6 protein-coding genes are annotated in these 13,250 nt (G+C 30.2%); 5 read left to right on the plus strand and 1 reads right to left on the minus strand.

Annotated features, from left to right (window positions below; genetic code table 4):
- Window positions 1-135 precede the first annotated feature (135 nt).
- Entirely contained in the window at window positions 136-6,204 is a 6,069-nt protein-coding gene (locus ACX1M8_RS01675; protein WP_458836663.1) for an MGA_1079 family surface serine endopeptidase, read from the minus strand.
- A gap of 342 nt (window positions 6,205-6,546) precedes the next feature.
- Here ACX1M8_RS01675 and ACX1M8_RS01680 point away from each other — a divergent pair, with 342 nt between their 5' ends.
- From ACX1M8_RS01680 to gad, 5 genes are all read left to right on the plus strand, one after another.
- The gene (locus tag ACX1M8_RS01680) at window positions 6,547-7,734 is read left to right on the plus strand and encodes a phosphopentomutase (protein WP_416741663.1); all 1,188 of its coding nucleotides are present in this window, start codon (window positions 6,547-6,549) and stop codon (window positions 7,732-7,734) included.
- A gap of 138 nt (window positions 7,735-7,872) precedes the next feature.
- A complete protein-coding gene (locus tag ACX1M8_RS01685; protein WP_458616381.1) occupies window positions 7,873-8,856 on the plus strand; it encodes a LacI family DNA-binding transcriptional regulator in 984 nt (327 codons plus the stop codon).
- Between the two features lie 114 nt (window positions 8,857-8,970).
- On the plus strand, window positions 8,971-10,845 hold the full coding sequence (gadC, locus tag ACX1M8_RS01690; protein WP_458835450.1) for a glutamine/gamma-aminobutyrate antiporter GadC: 1,875 nt from the start codon (window positions 8,971-8,973) through the stop codon (window positions 10,843-10,845).
- Between the two features lies 1 nt (window position 10,846).
- Complete coding sequence (gene glsA, locus ACX1M8_RS01695; protein ID WP_458836664.1) at window positions 10,847-11,782, plus strand: glutaminase A; 936 nt, start codon at window positions 10,847-10,849, stop codon at window positions 11,780-11,782.
- 11 nt (window positions 11,783-11,793) lie between these two features.
- Window positions 11,794-13,182 carry a glutamate decarboxylase gene (gad, locus tag ACX1M8_RS01700; protein WP_458836665.1) on the plus strand — a complete coding sequence of 463 codons (1,389 nt, stop codon included), beginning with the start codon at window positions 11,794-11,796 and terminating at the stop codon, window positions 13,180-13,182.
- Window positions 13,183-13,250 lie beyond the last annotated feature (68 nt).

Below are 13,250 nucleotides of genomic sequence, written 5' to 3' on the forward strand. Positions count from 1 at the left end.
ATATTTTTTGCATAGCTAAAGTTTCAAAAAATAATAACAACTAAAAACTAAAACTAAAATTATTAAGTAAGAATTTACACGAAAAAATCATAAATAAATAACTTTTTACAAAAAAGCGCTATGGCTAGCGCTAATTTATTTCTTTCAGTTTTTAAAGAATCAAGGTAGTTCATAAAGATCAGGATTAAAAGCATTTAATCTCATCATATTACGAGCCATTGAATGATAGTTAATAAGGTCAAGGGGATTTTGTCCATCTTGGTTTACACCATAGAAGTTAAATGAATCTTTACCTGTGTTATATGCACCATTTTTACCTACTAAAAGTCATAACGGACCACCAGAGTTAATCGTGGTTACATATTCACCATTGTTATTTATAACACCAGTTCCTGAGTTACCAGCATTATAGAAAGTTGGTTCATATGGCGTTTGCTTTTTAAAGCTTACTGTTTCAAATCCACGTTCATCTCTGTGAATTATGTAGGTCGATTGTTTTCCATATGGGAAACCATTAAATAAACCTTGTTGCGTTTGTTTGTTTCGATTTGGCGATTGATTTTCAAGAAATGGTAGGAAGTTTAAATTCTTGAGATTAAATCAATTTTGATATCACATAGCTGTTTGGTATTTACCTTCGGCTTTAAGGTTTTTAATTAAGTCATTTACATCAAAAATAATTAATGTAACATCTAAAAATTGGCTTGTATTAAGAATACCTGTTTTAAAGATTTGAGTTTGTGGATCGAAATGCGAGTTATATCCAACTTGATTAATTCCAGATCATACAACTTGAACATGAGTTCCTTGATTATATAATCCACTTCAATAGCTAAATCCAGCATCTACATTATTGCCAAAGTCCAATCCTGCAACAGTAGGAGCTGTTCCTGCATTAAGTGTACTTTTTTCTGGGGTTAAATTATTCTTATCGTTATTTATAACATGGTGATTAGTTAAAGCATAAAATCTTCCATCATTAGGATCTGAATTTACTTTAGCAACCATCATACCACTACCAAAGTTCATTGCAAATGTTCTAGACATTAAATCTTGAGCTACAGGTGAGGTTGCTACATAAGCTTTATTAAGATATTCGTTATTAAACTTATATCCATCTTGAAGTTTATAACTTAACATTTGATTAGGATTATATTTAAATGGATCAGCAAAAGAATCTTTATTAGAAAGCACAATAGGCATATTTTCTTGAGTATAATCCATGTTTTTGTAGCTGATTACATTTGTGCTGTTAGCATTTCCGAAATCTTCATCAGCGATTTGATTTGTATATTCATAAGTAATATTACCTGCAAAATAATCAAAGAAGAAAGCTTCATTAGGGTTAAAGGTATTTTGTAAGTTATTAGGAACAAAGAAGAATGGTGGTTGGTAAAGTGAACCAACTGGGTTATCTTGCACGATTTTGTATTGTGGATTTTTAAGTCCAAATTCAAAGTGCATACCTTGTTCTGTTAGAGTAACAGTCATTGTGTAGTCGATTTTTATTGATTGAGAACTTCCACGAGGAGTAACTGCTTCAGTACTTTGATTAATTACTACTCTTCCATTTCTTTTTAATTCATCATAACTAAATGATAATCAAATTCCACCTTGTTTACCATTTGTATAGCTATATACTCTAGCATAAGAAATAGAGTCAAGAAATTTGATATTAGCATTTAAATGAAGCTTAATTGTGGCATTTTTATTTTCTTGATCTAATATAGGTTTAAAGTACTTATTATCTAATGTGTATTCAACTTTTCCTGTGTTTTTATTGAGCAATCAGTAGTTATCTTTAGCAGTAATTTCGTTAGATCTAAGTCTTAAAATATCTCCATTAGCACGGAAGATTTTTTTCATTTTTTGACTAAATGGTAGTTTTAAAAGTTCTTCATTACTGTAAGAAACTTCACTTGCATTAGGATTTGGCATAAATCCTGATATTTCATATCAAACATCACCTACATATTTACGGTTACCAAATTGTGGTTTTTGTTGGTATGATAGTCTAATCATTGCACGCCCATTTTTATCATCGATCATGTGCACATCTTCGATATTAAATTGTCCTGGGTATAATAAATATTTCTTATATGAAGCGGGGCGAACATTAAATGATCAATAATGAGGTGTGTTAGATTTAATGTCTGAAGCAAATTGAGATGCTGTAATATTTTCGATACCACTAAATGTTATTTGATCTTTTGTTATCTTGTTGAGAATAATATCTGGGAAAAATTCATCAGCAAAGTCATTTTTTAGATTTCTTAGTGTAATTTCACCTGTTGTGTACCGATCATTTCAATTTCATTTGTTTATAAATCCAACTTTAAAAGTCATTGTTGATATTCTATATCTAGGATTGAATTGAGTATTTACATCATAGTAATAAACAAAATAACTACCTAATAATGAATTAGGATCTACGGTATGAGGTTGATCGCTTGGGTTAGAAATATCATTGGTATTAGCAGGTGTAGGCACACTAGGTACCTTATCTTTTTCTTCGTATTCTTTATCTTTGAACTGATCGTTATTTTCTGTAGGAGCTTTTTCACCCTTAAATTTAAATAAGTAATTTAATTTATCAAAGGCTTGCTCTTGCATTAAAGTATCTGCATCAAATACCCTTTTTCCGAATAAAGTACGATATTCAAAGTTATGTGAATTAATTAAGGCTACTTTATCTTTAACAGCTTGATTTGAACCTACAGCTTCAAAATCTTCACTAGTAAATCATGTTTTATTGTTGCTTGGTTTAATATCTGTATAAACTAATGGTCTAAAGTAATTTAGCCTAAATTTAGGTGATTTTAAACGATTATCGTTAACAATTTGTCCATTTAGAGTAACACCAAATTTTAATTCAACATAACCTTCCACATTGTTAATGCTATAGTTACTTGGATTATCTATATCAAAGATTAATTGATATTTTCCAAATTTAGGTAGTGTATAAAGTTCATTGAGTTTTTTAACACCTTCACCAGCATAAAAGTTTGAGTGAGTAACTTTAGGATTTACAACAATGGCTTGTTGTAAGATTTCTCTAGTTTTCTTTAAATAATTAGAAGTTTGTAGAACTTCTTTATTAGCTTCATAATATTGTTGACCTGTAGCAGTTTGAATGTTTAGGTTGTATATAAAAGGTTCTTTATTTTGACCAGTAAATTTAACTTTAAAAGTAGCTGTATGTGTTTGATCGTTGTAAATGAAGATATTATCGTTAGAGTAGTTAATTAATTCTCAATTGTTATAACCTTCTAAAGAAAGGTTTACAGCTACACGCAAGGCTTTTTGTAATAAATTAAATTTTTGAGGATTATGAACTGAAGAATATCTATCAGGTAAATTAGCTGTAGACATTAAGTTTGAAACATAAATTCAATCATTAGCATTAAACCCAGTTGTTGAGTTAGGATCTTGTTTATAAATTTGATTTTTAAATAGTTGAGCAATAGCATAAAGTAAATTATTACTGCTATTATTCTTGAAATAAGGGTTATTCGTTAATGCACCATTAAGTGAAACACGAACTTTTTTGTTAAGTGGACTTTTGAATTTAACAGCTTGCTTGCTTGTTAAATTAAGTGTTTTAATAGTTAAATTTTTATGTTTTACAACTACACTTAAGCTAAATTTGTCTTGTGATAATTGAATACTATTATTTACTAGTTCATAGGTAAAGTATTGTTCTAAATTTTTATATTTAGGACTAAGCAGTGATAAAAAGTTTTTGTTTAGATTTTTTGTAAAGTCTTCTTCATATCAGTTACTTAAAGCTCCGTAATTTACATTGTATAAGTCTTCAATATTTGAATAATTAATTTGATTAATACGAGTAGATAATTTAAAATCAAAAGTTACATTTTTAAGAATATAAGTTGATACATCTTGAGATGTTAAGTTGTATTTGACTTGTAGCAAGTCAAAATTGTCTGGATTAAGAGTGAAATCCTTAGATAAGATGCTAATTGATTTGTTTTGATTAGTTTCTTGTAAATATAAATCAAAGTTGCTTGCATTAATAGAAGCACTATTTACATTTAAGTCATATCCATTAGCTATTGCAGTTGTCTTAGGATTTAATTGTAAATTAATAGCTCTTTGCCCATCTTCTTTAAGTTGAATAACATTAAGTGGATAAGCTAGCAAAATCTCTTCATGTAATTTTGTAAGTGAATTTTGAGCTTTGGTTTTATTTTGTCCATTTAATTTATTATATGCTTCAGGAGTAACTAGTAATTTAGTTTGATACTTAATTGCATCAGTTTTTGTAGAAGGAAGTGCTAATAAACGATTAATTAATCTTGATACTTGTGTATATAAAGTACTATAGTTGTTATTAATTTCTTGTTCATATTGTTTATAAAATTCAGCAACATTTAAATCAAATGATTGTTTAATTTCATTTATTTGATCACTCGAAAGAATGAATCCTTGCTTAAAATTGTTTTCAAACGAACTAATAATGGCATTAGCAAACTGTAAAAGATTATCACTAAGGTTAGAATGAGTTTTAATTCATGTTTTAAAGTTAGAATCATAATCTATGATATTAGCTTCATTAATTCAAGCTGCTAAATTACTTTGAGCTTTTTGGAATGCTTTTGTAACTTGCTCTAAGTTATTTTGAGTAATTTCTTCAGGTATGTTTGTATTCTTTTCTAGCAATAAAACTAAATCAGGATAAGCTTGATATTGAGTTTTATAATTTGCTACTTTTAGTTTGAAATTATTTATTTCTTGTCTTAAAAGGTTAATTTGAGTTTGTGAATCTTTACCTTCTTGAAGTGCCTGTGTATAAAGTGAATTAAGTTGCGCTAAATCAGAAAGTATTGCAGATAGATCCTGACTTTGAATATCCCTTTTTGCCTTTGCTATAGCTGAATTAATTTGTTCTTTAGTAGACTTTTTACTTTTATTAATTATTTGTTCGGTGAATAATCCTATTTTATCTTGTAGGTTAGAAATTGTATTATTTAAAGCAGTTTGGCAGGCTTGTGTAAAGCTTGTAACAGCTTGTTGACTTTCTTGTTTGATTTGGTTAAAACTATCTTGAGAAATGCTATTGCTGTTTAAAGTGCTTGTTAATTGAAAAATAATTGTATTAATTGGTTGAGGACTAACTAATTTATTAGTTGTATAAACTTGATTTTCACTAAGTAGATTGTTTAAACTTGAAACTAAGTTTTGGTACTCTTTCGTTAAAACACTATTTTGATTTGCACTAAGTTTTTGAGCTAAATTACTTAAAGCATTTTTGCTTTCTACAAGTGCATTTATATTTTGAGATTGAATATTTTCTTTAGCTTTAGCAACTGCTGAAGAAATTTGTGAAGTTAAATCTTGAGATACATTACTTAAATCAGCTGAAGAAAGCTTATTAACTAATACTTTAACATTTTCTATTACAGTGTTTAAGGCATTTTGACATTCTTGATTAAAGTTTGCGATAGCTCGATTAACTGTTTGAGTCTGTAATGTTACTTCTTGCTCTGAAATATCAGCATTTTGTAGCAGACTATTTAATTGGTTTTTAAGTCCTTCTAAACCATTTGAACTAACTAAATTATTTAAGATATAAGATTTTTTAGCTTCTAGTGCATTACTAATTTGATCAATTAAAGAATTAATTAAAACATGTGTATTAGAACTGTTTACTTGTAATACTTGATTTCAAAGATTGCTTAGTTGATTTTTATCTTGTAATAAAGCTTGAAGATTATTTTCTTCTATATCTGTAACTGTTTGTTGTGAAAGTAATCTAATTTGATTAAATAATTCAACTCCAACAGTATCAGGGGTTTGAGTTCCTAATTTGCTTACTAGTTGTTTAACACTGTTTACAAGTTGTGTTTTAGCTTCTAAACAAGCATTTTGAAAGTTTTGCAACAATGTATTAGCAGTTGATTCAAGCTTTTGATATTGTTCTTGAGAAATATTTTTTTGTGCAAGTTGATTATCTAATTGACTAATAAGTTTATTTAAATCAACAACACTAACTAAATTATTTTGCACAAAAAAATTATTAGCATTAATCTCTGCTTGAATATTTTGCTTTAGTTCTTGTATTTTCTTATCATATTGGTTAGTTTGTGTAACTGCATTATCATCATTACAGCTTGAAGCTAGTAGAGCAAAGGATGATGCTCCAGTTAATAAAAATATGTTTTTAAGTAATGTTTTCTTTTTCATAAGTACCTACTATAGATTTTTTGTATTTTGCAATAAAAAACATTAAAATGCTAGTATTTTTTTACAAATTTCTAGCTTTTATAAGTTTTTTACTAAATTTATATTTAAATTATAGATGTAAATTCCTTATCTCCTTGATTTTTTCTTTTGATATTTTTTTAGCCCATGTAAAGCTAATTTAGCTAGTGGTTTTTACTTTAAAGAAAAAAACCAAAAATGTGGAATATATTTCGCATTTTTGAGAATTTTTTTCCTTAATATTAGTTTTAAAATAAATAAAAAAAGTTTTAAAATATAAGCGATGTTATTATTGAAATAACGTCCACTTAAAAAGGAGAAAATATGGCTAAATTTAGACGTGTGTTCATGATCGTTACAGATGGTCTAGGAATCGGACCAGATAAAGACCAAAAACGTTTTGGTGACGATGGTGCTAACACAATTAGATCTGCTTCAATGGTAGAAGAATTCAAAATTGATACATGAAAGAAACTTGGAATTGGTAACATTACAAACTTAAATGGAAATTACCATGTTAAACAACCAATGGCTTACATGGCTAAAGTTCAAGAAGTGTCAAATGCTAAAGATACATTAGCAGGACACTGAGAAATGATGGGAATTAAAACATTAGTACCTTTCCCAACATTTACAGAAACAGGATTTCCACAAGATTTAGTAGATGAATTATCTAAAGCTTTTGATGGAAGAAAAATCCTTGCAAACAAATCAGGATCAGGAACAGAAATGATCTCTGAATATGCTCAAGAACAAAAAGAAAATGGTGGAATCATTGTTTATACATCAATGGACTCTGTTTTACAAATCGCTGCTCACGAAGAATGAGTTGGATTAGATAACTTATACAGATATGCTAAAGCTGCTCGTGAAATTTGTTCATCACGTCCAGAATGAAACGTAGGAAGAATTATTGCTCGTCCATTCGTTGGTGATAACGGAGAATACACAAGAACATTCAACAGACATGATTACGCAAACAAACCAAGAGAAATGATTTTAAACGAATTACAAGCTAAAGGTGTTGAAGTTATTTCTGTAGGAAAAATTAACGACATTTTCGTAGGACAAGGTATCACAAAACACTACCCAAGTGGTTCAGATGCTAAAGGTCTTGACATTACAATCGAATTAGCAGAACAAGATGGAGAAAACCAATTTATCTTCACAAACTTAGTTCAATTCGACTCACACTACGGACACAGAAGAGATGTTCACGGATATGCACAAAACATTTCTGATTTAGACGTTAAACTTGGTAAATTAATCAACGCAATGCGTGAAGATGACTTATTAATCATGACAAGTGACCACGGAAACGATCCATTATATCCAGGATTCAACCACACAAGAGAATTCTTACCAGCTACAATTTATTCAAAATCATTCAAATCACCTAGAGTATTACCTAACTTCACAGGTTTAGGAACACTTGGAAACATCGTAGCAAGAAACTTCGGTGCAGACATCATTACTGAAACAGGTGACGATGTATTTGAAGAATTAGTATAATTTAAAAGTATTTTATTTCACATCACAAATAATGCAAAGTGATGTGATATTTTTTATACTTTTGCTCCTATGTGGTTATAAAAAAGGGCATAACGGTAAATGTGGAACAAAATTTCCACAAAATGATATAATTACCATATGAATGAAACAAAGAAAAATAAGCAAATATCTTATAAAGATATTTCAACTATAGCTAACGTATCAATTTCAACAATTAGTAGATATTATAACGGGGGATATGTTTCTGCTAAAACTAAGCGTAAAATTGCTTCAGTCGTAAAAGAATATGAATACATTCCAAACCATGGTGCACGTATGATCAGAGGCAAAGATCATTCTATCTTTGTAATTGCACCTATCTTTGGAAGTAATATATATCAACACATTATTAATGGGGTTATAGCTGCTTGCTCTAGAAGCAACAAGAGAGTTATTACAACTTATACAAATCCTTCAACACAAGAATATATTGAAACTATTAAATATATTTTATCTTGAAGACCTACTTCATTAGTAATTTTTGTTCCTGAATACGACGAAGTTTTATTTGCATACTTAAAATCTATCGAAGGCATTGCTGTAGTTGTATACGGATACCAAATTGATGGTTTAAGTTGAATCGTTCCTAATGAAATCCAAGGTTTCTACGATGTTACATCAGATCTTTATAAACAATTACCTAAAGATGATAATAAGATTTTATTTTTAGAAGACAAGAAATTATTAAAACAACAAAAAGACAAGAGATATGAAGGATTTCTTCAAGCTTGTCAAGAATATGGAATTGAACACTCTAAGTACGAAATTAGTACAAGAAAACAAGAAAGTGAAATTAAGGATCTTGTTAAGTTTGCTAAAAAACACAATTTTTCAAACATTGTTTGTTCAACACACGACTCATTTATTTCGTTAATTGCTTTAGCAAATAATACATTTAGACTAACAGACATTGGATATCAATCAATTTATGATAATTTAAACGTTTACAAAAGCAAAATTTTTGTAGATTATCCATTAATCGGGTTAGAGATTGAAAAAATGATAGCTGATCAAAAAGAGACTAAAGATAAACAACAACGTGAAATTAGTTTAAAGCTTATTTCAGACTATAAAAAGAATTAAATAATATAAAAGATTTGAAAATGTGGTATATTCCACATTTTTTAGTTGTCACTTATAAAAATATATAATATAAGTGTCAAGATATTTGACAAAAAACAAGTAAAGGATTAGCATATGTTTAAAAGCAAAAAAAATACTGCACAAACAGTAAGCAGTGCTAATGCGACACCTAAACAAAAGTCGACAAAAGCATTAAGTTTATTAAGTCTTGTGCTTATGAATATTGTGGCTGTTGTTAGTCTTAGAGGATTACCTGCTGAGGCAGAATATGGACTTGGTTCAATATTCTACTACATATTTGCTGCAATCTTCTTCTTGATACCTGTAGCTATTGTGGCTGCAGAACTTGCCTCAACTTATACTCAAAAAGGTGGGGTATTTAGATGGGTAGGGGAAGCCTTTGGACCTAGACTTGCCTTCCTTTCTATGTTCTTGTTATGGTCAGAAGTTACGATCTGATTCCCTACAGCTCTAACTTTTGGGGCTGTGGCATTGGCTTATATAGCTCCTGACACTGCTATAGCAAAAACGATAGCAAGCAATAAGATATTTGTTCTTGTTATAGTTCTTGCTATTTATTGAATTGCAACTATTTTATCTTCATTTGGAACTAAAGTATTTGCTAAAGTTGCTAAATGAGGAGGTATAATTGGAACCATTATACCTGTATTAATCTTAATCGGATTTGGATTTGGATACATCATTGCTGGTAATCCATCTCAAACCACAATGGATCCTCATGATTTATTACCTGCATTTAAAGGATTTGACTCTTTAGTACTTGCTGCTAGTGTTTTCCTATTCTATGCTGGTATGGAAATGAATGCGATCCACGTAACAGAAATTAATAATCCTAAGAGAAATTATCCTATTGCGATTTTAATTTCTTCACTTGTTACTGTTCTTATCTTCGTCCTAGGGACATTAGCAATTTCATTTTTACTTCCTAAAGATGAAATCAACATAACACAAGGGTTATTAGTAACTTATATTAAAGCATTTGCTTGAGCTGGAGTTCCTTGATTAGGACCAGTACTTGCTATGATGCTTGCAATAGGGGTTCTTGCTGGAATTGTAACTTGAGTATCAGGACCAAGTTCAGGTATGCTTACAGTTGCAAAAGCAGGTTATTTACCTAGATGATTCCAAAAAACTAACAAAAATGGAATCCCAACTCATTTACTTCTTATACAAGGGCTACTTGTAACTGTTTTATCAGTATTATTCGTAGTATTGCCTTCAGTGCAAGCTGCTTACCAAATTTTAAGTCAACTTACCGTAATCCTATATTTAATAATGTATATATTAATGTTTGCGTCAGCGATATATCTACGTTATTCACAACCAAATCGACCTAGACCATATAAGATACCTGGCCCTAAAAACATAGGAATGTGAATCTTTGCAGGATTAGGACTTATTGGTTCAATGCTAGCTCTTATTGTAAGTTTTGCTCCACCAAACCAAATTGAAGTCGGAAGTCCTATTACATATGTCGCTATTTTAGTTATAGTTTCTGTTATCTTCTGTATTATTCCTTTTGTAATTTATGCCTTCAAAAAACCACACTGAGCAGATCCTAATTCTGATTTTGCTCCTTTCACTTGAGAAGTAGAAGGAACACACCCAGGATTAATTAATCACTCTTCAACAGATAGTGGTGATGTAGCTAAAGCATACTTTGAAAACAAAATAAATCACGAAATTAACGTCTTTAATAATGATGTTCAAAAGAAAATCAAAGAATTAGAAGAATACATTACAAAACGTGAAGCACATCTACTAGCACATCTTCAAAAAGATACTATTAGTTATCAAAGATCAGAAGACAAAATTATTAAAGAAATACAAAGACACAGTGATAAAACTTTACAAACAGTTTCTAAAGAGCACGATTCAATCGTTAAAATTTTGGATTTAAATAAAGATAATCCAAATACTAATGAAACTACACCACAGTCAAATACAACTCAAGGGACTAGTAATTAATATGTTAGATACAAAATTAATTTCTACTACACTTGAAGAATCTTATAAAAAACACAAAGATCTCAAGGAAGGTAAGAATGCTAGTTATATTCCTTATCTAGCAAAGGTACCTTCAGAACTATGTGGTGTTACTGTAGTGACTGTGGATGGCGATGTAATTAGTTTTGGTGATGATTCATATGGATTTGCTATTGAATCAATTTCTAAAGTTTGTACCCTAGCTCTAGCAATGGAAGAACATGGTGCTACTGCTGTTAGAGAAAAAATAGGAACAAGTCCTACAGGATTGCCTTTCAACTCTGTAATGGCTTTAGAATTACACAAAGATAAACCATTATCGCCTCTAGTAAATGCTGGAGCAATTGCAACAACTAGTTTAATTACTGCTAAGGATAAAGAAGATAGATGAAATAAAATTTTAGATATACAGCAAAGATTAATGTCTAAAGATGTTGTTTTATCTGATGAAGTAAATGAATCAGAACAAACAACTAATTTCCATAATCGTGCTATTTCATGACTTCTTTATTCTGCTGGTAATATGTATTCAGATCCTATGGAAGCTTGTGAAGTATACACAAGACAATGCTCTACACTTGTAACAAGTAAGGATTTAGCAACTTTAGGAGCAACACTTGCAAATAAGGGAACTAACCCGATTACAAAAGAACAAGTTCTTTCACCACAAAATATTCCGCACATCTTAGCAGAAATGACGATGGAAGGGTTATATGATAAATCAGGTGAATTTGCCTATATGGTAGGATTGCCTGGAAAAAGTGGCGTTGGAGGAGGATTAATAGCTGTAGTACCTGGAAAATTAGCTATAGCTGTATTTAGTCCACCATTAGATCCTTACGGAAATAGTGTCCGTGGATTTAAGATTATCAAAGATTTCTGCCATAAAATGAAATTTAATTTATATACAAATGATTAAAGGAGTATAGCATGCCATTACACAAGGTTAAAAATAACTCAAATGACAGTATTTTTGGATCAAGATTAGCAGGCGTTGAATTACCTAAATACAAAATGCCTGAAAAAGAATCTGACCCAGACGTAGTGTTAGAAGTTGTTAAAGATGAACTTTTTCTTGATGGTAATGCAAGACAAAATTTAGCAACATTTTGTCAAACCTATGAAGAAAAACAAGTTCATGAATTAATGGATTTATCAATTAATAAAAACTTAATTGATAAAGATGAATATCCACAAACAGCAGAAATTGAACAACGTTGTGTATCAATTATTGCTGATTTATGGAATGCATCTACTAAAGAAGAACCTATAGGAACATCAGGAATTGGTTCTTCTGAAGCTTGTATGTTAGGAGGAATGGCTTTATTACAACGTTGAAAAGAAAAACGCATTGCTCAAGGAAAACCAATTGATAAGCCAAACTTAGTATGTGGACCAGTACAAGTGGTTTGAGAAAAATTCTGTCGCTACTGAGATATAGAAATTCGTCAAGTTCCAATGGAAGAAGATAGATTCTATATGGATGCAGAAAGTATGGTTAAATACATTGACGAAAACACTATTGGGGTAGTTTCTACATTTGGATTAACCTTCACAGGTGCATATGAACCAATTTTCGAACTTTCTGAAGCTTTAGATAAACTTCAAAAAGATACAGGATTAGATGTTGATATGCACATAGATGCTGCTAGTGGAGGATTCCTAGCACCATTTGTAGCACCTGAAATTGTTTGAGACTTTAGAGTTCCTAGAGTTAAATCAATATCAGCTTCAGGACATAAATTTGGTTTAGCACCTTTAGGAGCAGGTTGAGTTGTATGGAGAGATAAAAAATATCTTCCAGAAAAACTTATCTTCCACGTAAATTATTTAGGTGGAGATATGCCGGTATTCCAAATTAACTTCTCACGTCCTGCTGGTCAAATCATTTCTCAATACTACTTATTCTTAAGATTAGGAAAAGAAGGTTACAGAAAAATACACCAAAATTGCTATGACACAGCACAATACATCGCAAAAGAAATTGTAAATACAGGCTACTTTGAATTAATTAATGATGGCGATCCAAAACACGGAATACCAGCTACAACTTGAAGATTTAAGAAAGGTGTTGATCTAGGATTTAATCTTTATGACTTGGCTGATAAGTTAAGAGTTAGAGGATGACAAGTTCCTGCATATTCAATGCCTGCAAATGCTCAAGATGTAATAGTTCAAAGAGTGCTAGTTCGTCAAGGATTTAGTAGAGATATGGCTTCAATCTTAATCAACGATATTAAAAAAGCTATTGAAGAATTAAAAGTTCATAAACCAACAGTTTCACTAGATGAAAAATCAGGTGGATTCAAACATACATAGTTATTTAAAAAGTTCTGGCTAGATGCTGGAACTTTTTAATACTAAAAATAAGAATTAAAAAATAAAAA

It is taken from the genome of Mycoplasma tracheobuteonis (assembly GCF_054456995.1).